Origin of the sequence: Leclercia barmai (assembly GCF_049312895.1) — a bacterium.
Classification (GTDB): domain Bacteria; phylum Pseudomonadota; class Gammaproteobacteria; order Enterobacterales; family Enterobacteriaceae; genus Enterobacter; species Enterobacter barmai.
On sequence record NZ_JBMNWZ010000001.1, the window covers coordinates 1,709,241 to 1,727,169 of the forward strand.

Consider the following 17,929-nt stretch of genomic DNA (forward strand, 5'->3'; position numbering starts at 1 on the left):
TGGCGGCTATGCGGCCTGATGCCCTCACCCCGGCCCTCTCCCACAGGGAGAGGGAGAAATACCGGGCATGTTTATCACGACTGCAAATACACCACCTGGGTCTGCAGGTACTCGTGCAGACCGTGCTTGCCGTCTGCCCCGCCGATCCCCGATTTACGCCAGCCCGCGTGGAAGCCCTGCATCGCTTCAAAGTTCTCGCGGTTGATGTAGGTTTCGCCGAACTTAAGCCCTTTAATGGCTTTCATCGCCACGTTCAGGTCCTGGGTGTAAATAGAGGACGTCAGGCCATAGTCGCTGTCGTTGGCCATCTTCAACGCCTCTTCCAGGGTGTCAAACACCACCACCGGCAGCACCGGACCGAAGGTCTCTTCGTGCATGATGGTCATATCCTGACGTACGTCGAGCAGCAGCGTTGGCGGATAGAAATAGCCTTTACCTTCCACCGCTTTACCGCCCAGCACCACTTTCGCACCCTGCTCTACCGCCAGAGCGACTTTCTGCTCAACGCGCTCCAGCGCCGCGGCGTTGATCAGCGGCCCCATGGCGACATCGTTGCGCTCGGCCGGGTTGCCAAACTGCACCGCTTTCATCGCTTCGCCCAGGCGGTTTACAAAGCGGTCGTAGATGCCCTTCTGCACATACACGCGCTCGGCGCAGTTACATACCTGCCCGGTGTTGATCACGCGGGAGTCGACAATCGCCTTCACCGCCAGCTCCAGATCCGCATCGTCCATCACGATGGCCGGGGCTTTACCGCCCAGTTCCAGACACACTTTGGTGATGTTCTTCGCGGCGGCAGCCATGATCTTCTCCCCCGCGCCCACGCTGCCGGTCATGCTGACCATCGCCACTTTCGGGTTGCCCGCCAGCTCCTGGCCTACGGTTTCACCCCGGCCCAGCACCAGGTTAAAGACCCCTTTCGGCAGGCCAATTTCGTCGACGATTTTGGCGAAGGCGATGGCATTATTCGGGGTAAATTCGCTCGGCTTGATAACGATAGTGTTGCCGGTCAGCAGCGCCGGAGCCAGCTTGCGGGCAATCAGGAAGAACGGGAAGTTCCACGGCAGAATGCCGGTGGTCACACCAAGCGCGCGTTTGAACAGCAGAATGTTTTCGCCCGGACGATCGCTCTGGATAATTTCGCCCTCGTAGCGACGCGCCCACTCTGACATGTAATCGAGATAGTCGGCGGTGAAGGCGACTTCGACCTCGGCGAGCTGCTGGATCTTGCCGCCTTCGGCCACGATCAGGGCGCTGATTTCACTGGCGCGCTCGCGAATGCCTGCGGCGATTTTACGCAGCCAGCCCGCACGCTGGATGGCTGGCAGCGCCTCCCAGGCATCCTGGGCGCGTTCGGCAGCGTCGATCGCCTTGCGGGCATCTTCAGCGCTACCGTCGGGAATACGGGAAATGACCTCTTCGGTGGCCGGGTTGATCACATCAATCCAGGCATCACCCTGCCAGGCAACAAACTGTCCATCGATATACATAGGATGTTGTACGGGTACTGTCATGACTCGCTCCTGTAATTACACTGTTTTTAACAAGTAAAATTATTGTTAAAAACTACAGATCCCGATCCTCAATCCCAGCCTATCGCGCTGTTTTTGTGAGACATCTCATAAAAGAAACGGGTCAGCAGGAGAAAAGTATTACATTCCGGCAACAGAGAGTTGCCCGTTTGCGTGAAACTCAGCGCAAACGGGCAAGGCGTTACAGCAGAGAGCGGCTGGCCAGCGCCTCGGTGAGGACGGCGTCATTACGCAGGATTTGCCAGGCAGCCTCCACCTCGGCAGGAATATCCACATGTACAATGAAATCCCGGCCGAGCGGGCCGTAGCCATTAATGTCATCCCGCAGGCGCGGGAGTTCACCCAGCACCAGCGACAGATAGCGTTCGACGGGCCACAGCCCCTCGCCGCCGCCGCGAAACGCCAGACCGTCATCGCTGTTTTGCAGCTGCGGCACGACGCCTGGGTGGCTGGTCCATTCCGGGGCATCCGGTTTATCGCGGTAGACGCGGGCAAACGTCGCCATGGTGCGGCGCTGCATGGTCGGGTCCTGCACCACGATCCCGCGCTTCACCGGCAGATGGTGATGCTGGATCATCGCCGCGCTGAAGCGGGCATTTTCACCGCAGTTGGTGGACTGGTCTTCCACCAGCAGGCGCTCGGGCGGAATATGCCAGAACTCCCGGGCGATCTCCGCCAGAATGGTGGCTTCGGCCTTGCCGGTGGTGCGTACTTTGTTGTAGCGCGGGTGCCGCGCAATGGCGGCGTATAAAAAGGTGGTGGAATGGCCTATCCCGCCGCTGATCAGCAACGGCACGGCAAGCTCCGACGCCAGACGGCAGGCCGCGTCGATGGCGGGGATCACCGCGTTACCGGCCAGCGCCACCAGGTCGGCCCGGAGCGCGGGCGGATTGTAAGGCAGGTTATCTTCGGCAAGCCAGTGGCCGACGGTATTCACCGCAGCCAGGGTTTTATCCGGCAGGGATGGGAAGATCGTAAGACTCATCGTTACCTCCTTGCAGCATTTACGTTCAGGGTAACGCGCGGGCCGTCGCTTAACAGAGGATCCCTCTGAAAGCCAAATCGGCAGTTACCTTATAAGAATAGTCATTAAACTGAAATAACCAGAAACGTCCAAAAATCAGCAGGTTGCACCTGCATTATATGCTGCAATCTACCCTGATAAAAAAATTAAGCGCCAGAAATATCGCACCTGTCAGCATCGATAGCTGCTTATTTCACCGTGATCTGACCAGTTTTGACATTTCGCCGCTTGCCAAAAGTAACAGCCCTCCCTAAGTTGCTTAACAATTCGACAACCTTTTCCTTTATCGGGTTGCACCCGAAGCGCGCCGGGTGTCACCCGCTTCATCATCCACTGGGCGGGATCACGGTTATGACACAACAACACGAAAGCAGTGCCACAGTTCTACGTAAAAATAAGAAGGTGCTGGTCGCCAGCCTTACCGGCAGCGCCATTGAATGGTTTGACTATTTTCTCTACGGCACGGCCGCCGCGCTGGTCTTCAATAAGATCTTCTTCCCGATGGTCGACCCGGTCATCGGCCTGATTTTGTCCTATCTTTCGTTCTCATTAACCTTTTTTATCCGCCCCATTGGTGGCGTGATATTCGCCCACATCGGGGATCGCATTGGGCGCAAGAAAACGCTGGTCTTAACCCTGTCGCTGATGGGGGGTGCAACAGTGATGATTGGGCTGCTACCCACCTATGAACAGATTGGCCTCTGGGCGCCGGCCCTGCTGATCCTGATGCGCATTATTCAGGGGATGGGGATCGGCGGCGAATGGGGCGGCGCCCTGCTGCTGGCCTATGAATACGCCCCGGAAAAGCGTAAAGGCTTCTTCGGCAGCATCCCGCAGGCGGGGGTCACCATCGGCATGCTGATGGCCACCTTTATCGTCTCGCTGATGACCCTATTCAGCGAGGAGGATTTCCTCTCCTGGGGCTGGCGAATTCCGTTCCTGCTGAGCTCGGTGCTGGTGCTGCTGGGCCTGTGGATCCGCAAGGATATCGACGAAACGCCGGAGTTTAAGAAGGTGAAATCCTCCGGCAAAGTGGCAAAAGCCCCCCTGCGTGACACCCTTAAATATCACTGGCGCGAAGTGCTGATCGCCGCCGGGCTGAAGGTGGTTGAAACCGCGCCGTTCTACATTTTCTCAACCTTTGTGGTGAGCTACGCCACCACGACGCTCAGCTACCAGAAGTCGCAGGCGCTGGAGGCGGTCACCCTCGGGGCGCTGGTCGCCACCGTGATGATCCCGCTGATGGGGCTGCTGTCGGATAAGGTCGGTCGCCAGCGGATGTATGCCGTCAGCGTCTTTATCCTCGGCCTGTTTATCGTGCCGTGGTTTATGCTGCTCAATACCGGCACCACCTGGGGCATTGTGCTGGCGACGGTGATCGCCTTCGGAGTGCTGTGGGCCCCGGTCACCGCGGTGCTGGGCACGCTGTGCTCGGAGATTTTCACCGCCAACGTGCGCTATACCGGCATCACCCTCGGCTATCAGCTGGGCGCCGCGCTGGCGGGCGGTACCGCGCCGCTGATTGCCACCGGCCTGCTGGCGAAATATAACGGCGACTGGGTGCCGGTGGCCTGGTATCTTGCGGTGACGGTGACCATCTCGCTGATTGCCATCTTCTGCGCCAGCCGGGTGAAGCGCGCCCCGGTGATTAACGCGCAAACACACGAACTCTGATCCTCAGGCGGCCAGCCCTGCTGGCCGCTTTTTCCTGAACTTCCCTCTCACATTTGCTTAACCGCCGTTATCATATTCACTTGAATCAGACATTGCGTCAGACGTAGAATCATTAGCCCACTAACTATCCATTCTTATCACAGGTATTTATCGCTATGCGCCTGCCCCAACGCGACCCCTATGCTCCTCGCGAGTGGCAGCCTCACGAAAAGCCGATGCTGTTAGGCTCCCCCTCCACGCCGGTGCACAGCACCCCGAAGCGTATCGCCTATGGCGTGGTGGGATTACTGGTCTGTCTGACCGGCGCGCTGGGCAATGCGATGGTCGCCGCCAACCTGCAAAATTTGCAGGGCACCTTTGCCGCCTGGTCCACCGAGATCGCCTGGCTCCCGGCGGTCTACGTGATGACCAACGTGTCGATCAACCTGCTGCTGGTGAAGTTTCGCCAGCAGTTTGGCCTGCGCGCCTTCACCGAAGGGTTCCTGGTGCTGTATGTGCTGGTGACCTTTTTTCACCTCTTTGTTAACGATCTCAGCTCGGCCCTGATGGTGCGCGCGGCCCACGGTATGGTGGCCGCCGCGCTCAGCTCGCTCGGGATCTACTATCAGATCCAGGCCTGGCCGGCGAAACACCGTCTCAAAGCCCTGACCATCGGCATCACCGGCTCCTCGCTGGCGATCCCCATTGCGCGGCTGTTCTCCACCGAACTGCTGCAGCTGGACGAGTGGCGCGGGCTGTATCTCTTTGAGCTCGGTCTGGCGCTGATCTCGCTGGGCTGCGTGATCGCCCTCAAGCTGCCCCCGGGCGACCGGCGCAAGGTGTTCGAGAAGAAGGACTTCATCACCTTTATTCTGCTGGCGCCGGGCATGGCGCTGCTGTGCGCGGTGCTGTCCCTGGGGCGGCTCGACTGGTGGTTTGAAGCGCCGTGGATCGGCTGGGCGCTGGCGGGTTCGCTGGTGCTGATTGTCTCAGCCATCGTTTTTGAGCATAACCGCAGCAACCCGCTGCTGAATACGCGCTGGCTCTCCAGCGGCAGTATTGTGCGCCTGGGGCTGATTATGCTGCTGATCCGCATCGTGCTGGCGGAGCAGAACACCGGGGTGATCGGCTGGCTGCAGTATGTCGGCCTGCAAAACGAGCAGATGACCCATCTGGCGTGGTCGATTTTTGCCGGGATCGCCTGCGGTATCGCCGCCAGTTGCCTGACCATCAAACCCACAAAGCTCGCCTGGCCGATTATCACCTCGCTGGTGCTGATGATTATCGCCTCGCTGCTCGACAGCCAGTCCACCAGCCTCACCCGCCCGGATCAGCTGATGCTGAGCCAGTTCCTGCTCGGGTTCGGCAGCGCCTTCTTCCTCGCCCCGGCGATGCTGGCCGGGATTGGCGGGGTGATTGCCGACCCGCGTAACCTGGTCAGTTTTTCGGTGCTGTTCGGCATGAGCCAGAACATCGGCGGCCTGCTGGGGTCGGCCATTCTTGGCACCTTCCAGACCTGGCGTGAGAAGTACCACTCCAGCCTGCTGGCGGAGCAGCTCACCAGCCTGAATCCGCTGGTCAACGAGCGCCTGCAGATCTACAGCCAGATGTACCGCAGCCTGATTGGCGACGATGCGCTGGTGAGCGTGCAGTCCACGCTGCAGCTGCAGAACGCCAGCACGCTGGAGGCAAATATTCTCGCTTACAACGATACTTATCTTCTGACGGCTGGCATTGCCACCGCCACGCTGGTGTGGATTTTATGGCGCTTGCTGCGGCTGCGCATTACTGCCCGTCTGGCGCTAAAAAAGGCCACCGGCAGTCAATAATGGATAAAAAATTAATGATGTTTCTGGAGAAGTTATGAGTCAGCAGGATGCCGCTAAAGAGCAGGCCAATACCCGTAATAATCTGCGCGTGGTGTCAGTGTTCGCCGCTGCCGCCATCGGCATCGTCGGCGTGCTGGTGATCCTCTACGCCTGGCAGCTACCGCCGTTTACCCGCCATGTCCAGTTCACCGATAACGCCTACGTGCGCGGCCAGACCACCTTTATCAGCCCGCAGGTGAACGGCTATATCACCGAGGTCAAGGTGCAGGATTTTGAGCGGGTGAAGAAAGGCGACCTGCTTTTGCAGATTGACGACCGCATCTACCGCCAGCGCGTGCATCAGGCCGAGGCCCAGCTGGCGATGAAGGTAGCCACCCTGAACAACAACCTGCAGCAGCGCAAAAGCGCCGAGGCGGTGATCCAGCGTAACGATGCGGCGCTGAAAAACGCCCGGGCCCAGAGCCAGAAAACCCAGGCCGACTTAAAGCGGGTGAAGGACCTGACCGCCGACGGCTCGCTGTCGATTCGTGAGCGGGATGCCGCTCTGGCAAGCGCCGCCCAGGGCAGCGCCGACATCGACCAGGCAAAGGCCACGCTGGAGATGTCGCGCCAGGATCTGCAAACCGCCATTGTTAACCGCGCCGCGCTGGAGGCGGACGTAGAGAACGCGAAGGCGGCGCTCGAACTGGCGCAGATCGACCTGCAAAATACCCGCATCGTCGCTCCGCGCGACGGCCAGCTCGGGCAGATTGCCGTGCGCTTAGGGGCCTACGTCACCGCCGGAACCCATCTCACCACCCTGGTGCCGCCGCAGCACTGGGTGATCGCCAATATCAAAGAGACGCAACTGGCGAACCTGCGCGTCGGCCAGCCGGTGAAATTCACCGTCGATGCCCTGAACGATAAAGCCTACGAGGGCCGGGTGCAGAGCATCTCCCCGGCGACCGGGGTGGAGTTCAGCGCCATTACGCCGGATAACGCCACGGGGAACTTCGTCAAGATTGCCCAGCGTATTCCGGTGCGCATCGAGGTGCTCGGCAAGCCGGAGGAGTCGGCCCTGCTGCGCCCGGGGATGTCGGTGCAGGTGACGATTGATACCCGGGAGGCGAAATGATCCGCCGCCCGCTCGTTGCCCTGATGGTTGCCGCCGCTCTGAGCGGCTGTCAGTCAGTGGATGTCGCCCCGGCAAAACCGACGTTGCAGATCCCCGCCCAGTGGCGAGCCGCGACCGGCCCAGCCAGCCCGGCAGAGCAGATGTGGTGGCGCAATTTTCACGACAGCCAGCTCAACCACTACGTTGACCAGGCCCTGCGCAACAACAGCGACGTGCTGATCGCCCGGGAGCGGATCAACGAGTATCAGGCCCGGGTGTATGCCGCCGACGGCAGCCTGTTTCCGACGCTGGATGCCGACCTGAGCGCGGGTCGCGCCCGCTCCCAGTCGGCGGCGACCGGTTTGCCGGTCTATGGTGCGCTCTATAAAGGCAGCCTGACCGCCAGCTATGACGTGGATATCTGGGGCGTGAACCGCCGCACCAGCGATGCCGCTGAAGCGACCCTCGAGGCGCAAAAGGCGGCGGCAGCGGCAGCGGATCTGACCGTGGCGTCGTCGGTGGCATCGGGCTACGTCACCCTGCTGGCGCTGGACGAGCAGCTCAGGGTCACGCAGTCGACCCTGAAAGCGCGGGAAGAGGCCTTTAACCTGGCGCAGCGGCAGTATCAGACCGGCTATAGTTCGCGCCTTGAGCTGATGCAGTCCGACTCGGAACTGCGCTCGACCCGGGCCCAGATCCCGCAGGTGCAGAACCAGATTGCCCGCCAGGAGAATGCCCTCAGCCTGCTGCTCGGCAGCAATCCGGGTGCTATTGCCCGCAGCGCGGATTTCGACACCCTGACGCCGCTGCGTATCCCGTCGCAGCTGCCGTCATCACTGCTTAATCGTCGGCCTGATATTGTGCAGGCGGAACGCCAGCTTATCGCGGCGGATGCCACTCTTGCCGCCTCGCGCGCCAGCCTGCTGCCGTCGATCAACCTCACGGCGACGGGATCGATTCAGGATCGCACCCTGCCCGGCCTGCTGGATAATCCGCTGGAGCTGTGGAGCATCGGCGGCAGTATTCTGGCCCCGCTGCTGAACCGCCAGGCGCTGAATGCGCAGGTGGATATCGGCCAGTCCCAGCGCAACCAGGCGCTCTACAGCTATGAGAAAACGGTGCGTAACGCCTTTAAAGAGGTAAACGACAGCCTGGATGCCATCGCCCGTTACGGCGAGCAGCTCACCGAGCTGGTGGCGCAGCAGGATGTGGCCCAGGAGACATTGCGCATCGCCCAGAACCGCTATAACAACGGCTATTCGTCTTATCTGGACGTGCTGGACGCCCAGCGCACGCTGTTCTCGGTGCAGACCAGCGTGGTGCAGGCGAAAAATAACCTTCTGCTGGCGCAGATCGATCTGTATAAGGCGCTGGGCGGTGGATGGTCGGTGTAAAACGCCCGGCGGCGCTGCGCTTGCACGGGCCTACGGATTTCGTAGACCTGGTAAGCGCAGCGCCACCGGGCAATGCTCACACACTAAGGGGTCAATCTATGCAACAACAGTGGTCTGCCGTAGATAATTACATGATTTCCGAGCTTATTCCTCAGGATGAGGTGCTGCAGAAGGTCCTTGAGAATAACCAGCGAGCAGGTTTACCGGCCCACGACGTCGCCGCCAATCAGGGGCAACTGCTGGCGCTGTTTGTGCGCATGTCCCAGGCGAGGCGCATTCTGGAGATTGGCACGCTGGGAGCCTACAGCAGCATCTGGATGGCGCGCGCCTTGCCCGCTGATGGCAAGCTGATCACCCTGGAAGCCGACCCGGCGCATGCCGCCGTTGCGCGTCAGAATATTCATCTGGCAGGGCTGGATCAGCGTATCGAGCTGATTGAAGGCCCGGCCCTGCTCTCCCTTGAGCGCTTCAATAACATCCCGCCTTTTGACCTGATTTTTATTGATGCCGACAAACCCAATAATCCTGGCTATCTGGAGTGGGCGCTGCACTACTCCCGGCCGGGGACGCTGATTATCGGCGACAACGTAGTGCGCGACGGGGAAGTGATCAACGGCCAGAGCGACGACGCCCGCGTGCACGGCGTGCGGCGGTTTATCGAGATGATCGGTGACAATCCGCGCCTGACCGCAACCGCGTTACAGACGGTAGGTGTGAAGGGTTGGGATGGGTTTACGCTGGCGCTGGTGAACGGGTAAAAACCGCCGGGCGGCGCTACGCTTGCCCGGCCTACAAAACCCGGCCCGTCAACTTTTAACGCAATGAGAGAGTATCAAGGGAATCATGACTTACAGCGGCACCCTTGTCCGGCTGAAAATCGCCGAAGCGTTTCCGAAAGGCCGGGGCGAGGCGCAGGGACGCGCCGAGAGGGTATAGCCTGCAGGGATGCAGGCTGGTGCCCGACCCGAAAGCCTGAAGGAATAAGCTGAGGGCACCGCGAAGCGGCGATTTTCTTGCCGGGAGCCCGGGTAGCCAGGGTGGTGGCGATTGAGCCACCCTGGCACGTTCACAGGTTCAGGATTAACAGAGAAGCAAGAAACGTAAGGTGAACGGAACTACCACCGGTGCCACATGCATCCGCAAAAACCATGTAGGCCCGGTAAGCGCAGCGCCACCGGGCAGGGTTTTACCCTGAGATCTGCTCCATCGCCTGCAAAATACGCTTATCGGAGATCGGATACGGCGTCCCAAGCTGCTGGGCAAAGAAGCTGACGCGCAGCTCTTCGATCATCCAGCGGATCTCCTGAACGTCTTCGTCATCGCGGCGGGCTGGCGGGAGCTTGTTCAGCCACTGCTGCCAGCGCTGCTGCACCGCTTCCACCTTCAGCATCTGCGCCCGGTCGCGGTGCGGATCGATCGCCATCTTCTCCAGACGCTTTTCAATCGCCTGTAAATAGCGCAACGTATCGCCTAAACGCCTGTAGCCGTTACCGGTGACAAACCCGCGATAGACCAGCCCCGCCATCTGCGCTTTCACGTCCGACAGCCCCAGCGCCATGGTCATATCCACCCGCCCTTTCAGACGCTTGTTAATATTGAACACCGCAGTCAGGATCTGCTCGACCTGCTTCGCAATGTTGACCACCGTCTCGTTGAGTTCGGCGCGCACCTTATCGTGCAGCTTCGCAAAGCCCTCTTCCGTCCACACCGGGCCGCCCGCAGCGTGGATCAGCTGATCCACGCCGCAGGAGATGCAGTCGTCAATCAGATCCAGCACCTTGCCGTACGGGTTAAAGTAGAGCCCCAGCTTGGCTTTGTTCGGCAATTTCTCGTGCAGATACTTGATCGGCGACGGGATGTTCAACAGCAGCAAACGGCGCAGCCCGCGCCACATCGCCTGCTGCTGCTCCTGCGGATTATCAAACAGCTTGATCGCCACGCTGTCGCGCTCGTCCACCAGCGCGGGCCAGGCTTTCACCTTGTAGTTGCCGCGCTTCTGCTCGTAGCTTTCCGGCAGCTGACCAAAGCTCCAGATATGCAGCCCGCTCTGCTCGATACCGTCGTCGGCCACGGCAGACAGGGTCTCCTGTACTTTGCCTTTCAACGCCTCTTTCAGATCGGTGAGGGAGCGGCCTTCCTGCAGCTTTTTGTTTTTGTCGTCCACCACCCGGAAGCTGATTTTCAGGTGATCGGGCACCTGATCCCAGTGCCAGTCCTCCCGGTCGATGGTGACGCCCGTCATGCGACGCAGCTCGCGCTCTAGCGAATCCAGCAGCGGCAGCTCCAGCGGCGTGGCGCGCCCCAGGAACGCCTCGGCATAGTTCGGCGCAGGCACAAAGTTACGCCGCACCGGTTTGGGCAGCGATTTAATCAGGGCGATAATCAGCTCGCGGCGCAATCCTGGAATTTGCCACTCAAAGCCGCTCTCCTCCACCTGGTTGAGCAGCGGCAGCGGGATGTGAACGGTGACGCCGTCGGCATCGGTTCCCGGCTCAAACTGGTAGCTCAGGCGCAGCTTGAGGTTGCCCTGATGCCAGAAGTTCGGGTAATCCAGCTTGCTGACCTGTTCCGCCCCCTCTTTAATCAACATGCTCTTTTCAAAGTTGAGCAGGTCCGGGGTCTCGCGGCTGACCTTTTTCCACCAGCTGTCGAAGTGGCGCGCAGAAACCACGTCGTGGCTGATGCGCTGGTCATAAAACTCAAACAGCGTCTCGTCATCCACCAGGATATCGCGACGGCGGGTTTTGTGCTCCAGCTCCTCCACTTCGCTGCGCAGCTTGAGGTTTTCACGGAAGAAGGCGTGACGGGTCTGCCAGTCGCCCTCCACCAGCGCGTGGCGGATAAACAGTTCACGCGACAGGGCCGGATCGATCTGGCTGTAGTTGACCTTACGCGCGGCCACCACCGGCAGGCCGTAAACGGTGACCTTCTCGGTCGCCATCACCGCCCCCTGCGCCCGCTCCCAGTGCGGTTCACTGTACGAGCGTTTCAGCAGGTGCTGCGCTACCGGCTCGACCCACTCCGGGTCGATGCGCGCGGCAATGCGCCCCCACAGGCGGCTGGTCTCCACCAGCTCGGCCACCATCGTCCACTTCGGCGGCTTCTTGAATAGACCTGAGCCCGGGAAGATAGAGAACCGGGCGTTACGCGCCCCGGTGAACTCCTGCTTGTCGGCATCTTTCATACCGATATGCGACAGCAGACCGGTCAGCAGCGCGATATGAATTTCGCGGTACTCCGCCGGCTCGCTGTTCACCGGAACGCCAAGCTCCTTCACCACCTGACGCAGCTGGGTGTAGATATCCTGCCACTCGCGCACCCGCAGGTAGTTGAGGAAATCCAGCTTGCACTGGCGGCGGAACTGGTTTGACGACAGCGCTTTCTGCTGCTCGCCGATATAGTTCCACAGGTTCACAAAGGCGAGGAAATCGGACTCTTTGTCGTGGAAGCGGCGGTGCTTCTCGTCCGACGCCTGCTGCTTGTCCATCGGACGCTCGCGCGGATCCTGAATGGAGAGCGCCGAGGTGATGATCATCGCCTCGCGCACGCAGCCGTGTTTTTGCGCCTCCAGCACCATACGCGCCAGACGCGGGTCCACCGGCAGCTGACTGAGCTGACGGCCCATTGGCGTCAGCTTGTAAACGGTGGCCTGCTCGTCGGTGGTGATCGCCCCCAGCTCCTCCAGCAGGCGCACGCCGTCCTGGATATTGCGCTTGTCCGGCGCTTCCACAAACGGGAAGGCGGCGATGTCGCCGAGCCCAAGGGCAGTCATCTGCAGAATGACCGATGCCAGGTTGGTACGCAGAATTTCCGGGTCGGTAAACTCAGGACGCGACAGGAAATCGTCTTCCGAATAGAGACGAATACAGATCCCTTCCGAGACACGTCCGCAGCGGCCTTTACGCTGGTTGGCCGAGGCCTGGGATACCGGCTCAATCGGCAGACGCTGCACCTTGGTGCGGTAGCTGTAGCGGCTGATGCGCGCCGTGCCGGGATCAATCACATATTTAATGCCCGGTACGGTAAGGGAGGTTTCCGCCACGTTGGTCGCCAGCACGATGCGGCGGCCGCTGTGGGACTGGAACACCCGGTTCTGCTCGCTGTTGGAGAGACGCGCGTACAGCGGCAGGATCTCGGTATGGCGCAGGTCGCGCTTGCTGAGCGCGTCGGCAGTATCGCGGATTTCGCGCTCGCCGCTCATAAAGATCAGAATATCGCCCGGGCTTTCATTCCCCAGCTCATCCACCGCGTCGAAAATGGCCTGCAGCTGATCGCGCTCGGTGTCGTCGGCGTCCTCCACCATCGGGCGGTAACGCACTTCAACGGGATAGGTACGACCGGAGACTTCGATAATCGGCGCGTTGTTGAAATGGCGCGAAAAACGTTCCGGATCGATGGTCGCCGAGGTGATGATCACTTTCAGATCCGGACGACGCGGCAGCAGCTCACGCAGGTAGCCCAGCAGGAAGTCGATGTTCAGGCTGCGCTCGTGGGCTTCATCGATGATGATGGTGTCGTACTGCATCAGCATCCGGTCCTGCTGGATCTCCGCCAGCAGGATCCCGTCGGTCATCAGCTTGACCATGGTGTTGTCGCTGACGCGATCGCTGAAGCGCACCTTGTAGCCGATGCAGCCGCCCGGCTCGGTTTGCAGCTCTTCGGCAATTCGGTTTGCCACGGTCCGCGCCGCCAGACGACGCGGCTGGGTGTGGCCGATCAGCCCCTTCAGCCCACGCCCCAGCTCCATACAGATTTTTGGCAGCTGGGTGGTTTTACCGGAGCCGGTCTCCCCCGCCACAATCACCACCTGGTGATCGCGCACGGCTTCGAGGATCTCCTGCTTTTTCTGGCTGACGGGCAGGTTTTCCGGATAGACGATCGCCGGGCGCGCCGCTTCGCGCAGCACGACCTTACCTGCCGCCTGTTCAATCTCTTTCGCCATCTCCTGGAAAATGGCCTGTTGTGCATCAGGATTTTTAACCTTCTTCACCCCGTGCAGACGGCGGGCAAAGCGCTGTTTGTCACGCAGCATCAGCGTATCAAGCTGTTGCATAAGCATCGGGAAGGTTAATTTCTGTTGTTCTGTCATAGCGTTAACGGGCAGTGCACTGCCGGATAAAATCTCTTTTTAATGATTGATATAGAGTACCACATTGACGGTTTTTGCGCCTTATTCAAAAATTTCGAACATAGGCTTCGATATATTGCGCTATCCCTGCGACAGGATTGTGAATAGAGTGTCATCAAGCAACGGGGTAACCCCCCTCATCAAATACAACAAAGGAATCACCCATGAGCAAAGTATTAGTTCTTAAATCCAGTATTCTGGCAGGGTACTCTCAGTCTGGTCAGCTGTCTGATTATTTCGTTGAACAGTGGCGTGAACAGCACAGCGCTGACGAAATCACCGTCCGCGATCTGGCCGCTCAGCCGGTACCGGTACTGGATGGCGAACTGGTTGGCGCGCTGCGTCCGAGCGATGCTCCACTGACCCCACGTCAGCAGGAAGCGCTGGCGCTGTCTGATGAGCTGATTGCCGAGCTGAAAGCGCACGACGTGATCGTGATTAACGCGCCGATGTACAACTTTAACATCCCGACGCAGCTGAAAAACTATTTCGACCTGGTGGCGCGTGCAGGTGTAACCTTCCGCTACACCGAGAAAGGACCAGAAGGTCTGGTGACCGGTAAACGTGCGATTGTGCTGTCAAGCCGTGGCGGTATTCACAAAGATACCCCAACCGACCTGGTTGCCCCGTATCTGTCCCTGTTCCTGGGCTTCATCGGTATCACCGACGTGAACTTCGTGTTCGCTGAAGGTATCGCTTACGGTCCGGAAGTGGCGACGAAAGCCCAGACCGACGCCAAAGCCGCTATCGACAGCCTGGTTGCTGCATAAGATTTCCCACTCCCACCGCCCGGTGGGAGTTTTTTTATTTCCCCTGCCGTCCCCTGCATTTACGAGACGCCTCGTAGAATCAGCGCTGTAATCTGCGCATCTTCAAAGAAATCCTTATTATGCCGGCGGGTGCTTGAGGCTGTTCAACCTCAGGCAAACTTGCCGTAGGCTGGACAGTAAAAAGCCCCAGGAGATTTTTCAATCCACCTGGGGCTACCATCCAAACCCTAGCAAGTTGGATGTTAGCCCCTTCTGAGCAAGGAGGCAATGACATGCTGACAAAGTACGCCCTTGTGGCAATTGTGGTGCTGTGCTGCACAGTGCTGGGATTTACGCTTCTTGTACGCGAAACCTTATGTGAGTTGAGCGTAAAAGAACGTGGTATGGAGTTTAAAGCTGTTCTCGCTTACGAATCGAAGAAGTAGCTAAAACGCGGGGAGCAATCCCCGCGTATCCCACAAGCAGGCTGGATCTCAATGCATCTTTTAGCCCTCTCGAATGAGAGGGCTAACTCTTAGCTGGCCGATTTCGGCCGCAGGTTTTCGTCAAACACCAGCCGCTTACGATCCGGCTCCGCCTCGTGCAGTGGTTCGACCTGATGCATCGTCTGTTTGCAGCGATCCACCAGGGTCTGGTACTCCCGGGTGCCCTGCTTTTTCCACGCTTTTTCCTGTTCGCTGAGCACGCGGATGGCTTTGGCCGGGCTGCCGATAATCAGATAGTCGGCAGGCATTTCCGCCTTCGCTTTCACAAAGGCCGCCGCGCCGACAATGCTGTTTTCGCCAATCACTGCTCCGTCCATGATCACCGCGTTCATCCCTACCAGCGCGTTACGGCGGATCACGCAGCCGTGCAGAATGGCACCGTGCCCGATATGCCCCTCCTCTTCCACCACCGTGTCCTGCTCGGGGAAGCCGTGCATGATGCAGTTATCCTGAATGTTGGCCCCGTCTTTGACGACGATCCGCCCGAAATCGCCGCGCAGGCTGGCGTTAGGCCCGACATAAACCCCCTTGCCGAGGATCACGTCGCCAATCAGCACCGCCGTCGGGTGGACATAACTCTCTTGTGGCACAACCGGTGTCAGACCATCGATTTGATATACAGGCACATAACCTCCTTTACGCGGGCGTCAGGCCACCGAAGCGCTGCCAGTAAGAGGTGCCCGGCGACGGCAGTTCGCCGACCGAGGTTTCCCCTTTTTCACTGACAAACGCCAGCGCCCCTGGCGCCACGCGCTGATAAATGTTGATGCACAGCTGGCGGGCCGTCTGGCCTGCCCAGTGTGACGGGAGTAACTCTTCCGGCAGGAGCGGATCCTTGAGCACCACCCGGCGATAAAAGTGGATCAGCAGCAGCTGGATCTGGAAGCAGCGCTCCGGCGTCAGCTCCTCCGGCGTGGCCTCGCGCAGCAGAGGTAGCACCGGACGGAACGAGTCGATAAAGGTTTCATACATCAGGTTCTGCTCGCTGAGCTGCCAGCATTCCTCCACCCGGGCGCGCAGCGCGGCGCGGGAGAGCGCCAGCGGCGAGTGGGCCTCAAAGCAGATCACGTTGTCCGCCACGCCCGCTTCATGCAGCAGCGTCTGTACATCTGCCAGCTGTTGCGACGGCGACGCCATCAGGCTCGGCGCCAGGGTGCCAAATCCCTGCCAGATCAGCTGCTTTTTCACATCTGCCAGGGTGGCTTTGTCCATCCCTTCGGAGAGCAGCAGCAGCCATTTGCCGTCCCAGGCAGGAAGCTCGGCGCGGTAAATTTTGGTCTCGGCCCGGCGGGTTAAGCGCAGCCCTTTGTCGCTCAGCCGGTAGAAGCTGCGTCGTCCAATGCGGACCACATCCAGCCAGCCCTCCTTGTTAAGACGGAACAGCGCGGTACGCACAAAGCGTTCGCCGAATCCCATCCCCTCCAGCAGGGCCGCCAGGCTTCCCAGCCAGACTTCACCCCCGCGATGGGACAGGGCATCACCGTACAAAGATGAGATCAGCGATGTGCCGCTGACGGGAACGGAGCTGACCGCGTGCTGGATAAAGGCGTCGAGTTTACTCATCTGATTCATTCTGTTGTGATTATTTTGTCGGATGAATCATAGCATAGCCCCGCAAGCCTGGCCCTCCCCAATACGGAGAGGGCCAGCAGGTCAGGATCAGCCGTTGGCGGCAGCCTTGCGCAGGTCGAAGACGCGGCAGGCTTTGCCCTCGGAACGCGGGATGCTGCCGCAGTTCACAATGGTCACGTCGGTGGAGATCCCCACCATCGATTTAATGCGGTGGCGCAGCTGATGGCAGACGTTGCAGCGCTGCTCGTGGGTCAGCGTCAGGCTGCTCTCTTTCAGCTCCACTTTCACGGAAAGCGAATCAAGATGACCGCGACGGTTCACCTCAAGCTGGTAGTGCGGCGACAGGTGTTCAAACTTGACGATCTCCTCTTCCAGCTGGGACGGGAAGACGTTCACGCCGCGAATAATCAGCATGTCGTCGCTGCGACCGCTGATGCGATCCATGCGGCGCATGGTGCGGGCGGTGCCCGGCAGCAGACGGGTCAGGTCGCGGGTGCGGTAGCGGATCACCGGCAGCGCCTCTTTAGTCAGGGTGGTGAACAGCAGTTCGCCCTGCTCACCGTCCGCCAGCGGCGTGCCGTCGTTCGGGTTGACGATCTCCGGGTAGAAGTGATCCTCCCAGATGGTCGGGCCGTCGGCGGTTTCGATACACTCCATCGCCACGCCCGGGCCCATCACTTCGGACAGGCCGTAAATGTCCAGAGCGGTAATGCCGAGGCGTTTTTCGATTTCGCGGCGCATCGCCAGAGTCCAGGGTTCGGCCCCAAAAACGCCGACGCGCAGGGAGCATTTGCTGGCATCGCCGCCCATCTGGCGCTCAAGCTCTTCGATCAGGTTGAGGCAGTAGGATGGCGTCACCATGATCATGTCCGGCTGGAAATCGCGGATCAGCTGGGCCTGCTTCTCGGTCTGGCCGCCGGACATCGGGATCACCGTTGCCCCCAGGCGCTCGGCACCGTAGTGCGCACCCAGACCGCCGGTGAACAGGCCGTAGCCGTAGGCAACGTGAATTTTATCTTTCGCACTGCCTCCCGCGGCGCGCAGGGAGCGGGCCACAATGTTGGCCCAGTTATCGATGTCGTTTTGCGTGTAGCCGACCACGGTCGGTTTACCGGTAGTACCGGAGGAGGCGTGGATCCGCACCACCTGCTCCATCGGCACCGCGAAGGTATCAAACGGATAGTTGTCGCGCAGATCCTGCTTGGTGGTGCACGGGAACTTGCGGATATCCGCTAACTCTTTGAAATCGTCAGGGTGAACGCCCGCCGCATCAAACTTGCGTTTGTACATCGGGACGTTTTCGTAAGCGTGTTTTAAGGTCCACTTCATGCGCTCGGTTTGCAGAGCCTGCAGCTCATCAAGGGAGGCGGTTTCGATGGCATCAAGCGCTGTTGTCGATGTCATTGTCGTTGCAGTTGTCGTTGTCATAGTAGGGTACTCACATTTTTA

13 protein-coding genes are annotated in these 17,929 nt (G+C 59.8%); 7 read left to right on the forward strand and 6 right to left on the reverse strand.

Annotation, left to right across the window (positions count from 1 at the left end; translation table 11 throughout):
• Nucleotides 1–74 precede the first annotated feature (74 nt).
• Together aldA and ACOYA6_RS08060 are read right to left on the reverse strand one after the other, a co-directional pair.
• Nucleotides 75–1,514 carry an aldehyde dehydrogenase gene (gene aldA / locus ACOYA6_RS08055; protein WP_039028534.1) on the reverse strand — a complete coding sequence of 480 codons (1,440 nt, stop codon included), beginning with the start codon at nt 1,512–1,514 and terminating at the stop codon, nt 75–77.
• A 199-nt stretch (nt 1,515–1,713) separates the two neighbouring features.
• Nucleotides 1,714–2,517, reverse strand: a complete 804-nt coding sequence (locus ACOYA6_RS08060) for a YdcF family protein (protein WP_422654467.1) — start codon at nt 2,515–2,517, stop codon at nt 1,714–1,716.
• Nucleotides 2,518–2,907: 390 nt separating this feature from the next.
• Between ACOYA6_RS08060 and ACOYA6_RS08065 the strand changes: the two genes are divergently transcribed.
• From ACOYA6_RS08065 to ACOYA6_RS08085, 5 genes are all read left to right on the forward strand, one after another.
• The gene (locus tag ACOYA6_RS08065; RefSeq protein ID WP_422654468.1) at nt 2,908–4,230 is read left to right on the forward strand and encodes an MFS transporter; all 1,323 of its coding nucleotides are present in this window, start codon (nt 2,908–2,910) and stop codon (nt 4,228–4,230) included.
• A gap of 155 nt (nt 4,231–4,385) precedes the next feature.
• The gene (locus ACOYA6_RS08070) at nt 4,386–6,038 is read left to right on the forward strand and encodes an MFS transporter (RefSeq protein WP_039028531.1); all 1,653 of its coding nucleotides are present in this window, start codon (nt 4,386–4,388) and stop codon (nt 6,036–6,038) included.
• Nucleotides 6,039–6,072: 34 nt separating this feature from the next.
• Entirely contained in the window at nt 6,073–7,152 is a 1,080-nt protein-coding gene (locus ACOYA6_RS08075) for an HlyD family secretion protein (protein WP_138369131.1), read from the forward strand.
• On the forward strand, nt 7,149–8,525 hold the full coding sequence (locus tag ACOYA6_RS08080; protein ID WP_422654469.1) for an efflux transporter outer membrane subunit: 1,377 nt from the start codon (nt 7,149–7,151) through the stop codon (nt 8,523–8,525). Before ACOYA6_RS08075 ends, ACOYA6_RS08080 begins: the two co-directional genes overlap by 4 nt.
• A 98-nt stretch (nt 8,526–8,623) precedes the next feature.
• A complete protein-coding gene (locus tag ACOYA6_RS08085) occupies nt 8,624–9,283 on the forward strand; it encodes an O-methyltransferase (protein WP_422654470.1) in 660 nt (219 codons plus the stop codon).
• Between the two features lie 428 nt (nt 9,284–9,711).
• On the opposite strand, the gene hrpA is transcribed toward ACOYA6_RS08085, so the two are convergent.
• Nucleotides 9,712–13,614 carry an ATP-dependent RNA helicase HrpA gene (hrpA, locus tag ACOYA6_RS08090; RefSeq protein WP_422654471.1) on the reverse strand — a complete coding sequence of 1,301 codons (3,903 nt, stop codon included), beginning with the start codon at nt 13,612–13,614 and terminating at the stop codon, nt 9,712–9,714.
• A gap of 203 nt (nt 13,615–13,817) precedes the next feature.
• On the opposite strand from hrpA, the gene azoR reads away from it, so the two are divergent.
• A complete protein-coding gene (azoR, locus tag ACOYA6_RS08095; RefSeq protein ID WP_138369136.1) occupies nt 13,818–14,423 on the forward strand; it encodes an FMN-dependent NADH-azoreductase in 606 nt (201 codons plus the stop codon).
• A gap of 272 nt (nt 14,424–14,695) precedes the next feature.
• Entirely contained in the window at nt 14,696–14,848 is a 153-nt protein-coding gene (locus ACOYA6_RS08100; RefSeq protein ID WP_039028525.1) for a Hok/Gef family protein, read from the forward strand.
• Between the two features lie 89 nt (nt 14,849–14,937).
• Here the strand turns inward: ACOYA6_RS08100 and paaY are convergent, their stop codons facing one another.
• The 3 genes from paaY to paaK all read right to left on the reverse strand — a co-directional run bounded on the left by paaY (nt 14,938) and on the right by paaK (nt 17,884).
• Nucleotides 14,938–15,534, reverse strand: a complete 597-nt coding sequence (gene paaY / locus ACOYA6_RS08105; RefSeq protein ID WP_039028524.1) for a phenylacetic acid degradation protein PaaY — start codon at nt 15,532–15,534, stop codon at nt 14,938–14,940.
• Nucleotides 15,535–15,544: 10 nt separating this feature from the next.
• Nucleotides 15,545–16,480 (reverse strand): phenylacetic acid degradation operon negative regulatory protein PaaX, encoded by a 936-nt coding sequence (paaX, locus tag ACOYA6_RS08110; RefSeq protein WP_139565262.1) that lies wholly within the window; start codon nt 16,478–16,480, stop codon nt 15,545–15,547.
• 87 nt (nt 16,481–16,567) lie between these two features.
• Nucleotides 16,568–17,884, reverse strand: a complete 1,317-nt coding sequence (paaK, locus tag ACOYA6_RS08115) for a phenylacetate--CoA ligase PaaK (RefSeq protein ID WP_139565263.1) — start codon at nt 17,882–17,884, stop codon at nt 16,568–16,570.
• Nucleotides 17,885–17,929: the final 45 nt, after the last annotated feature.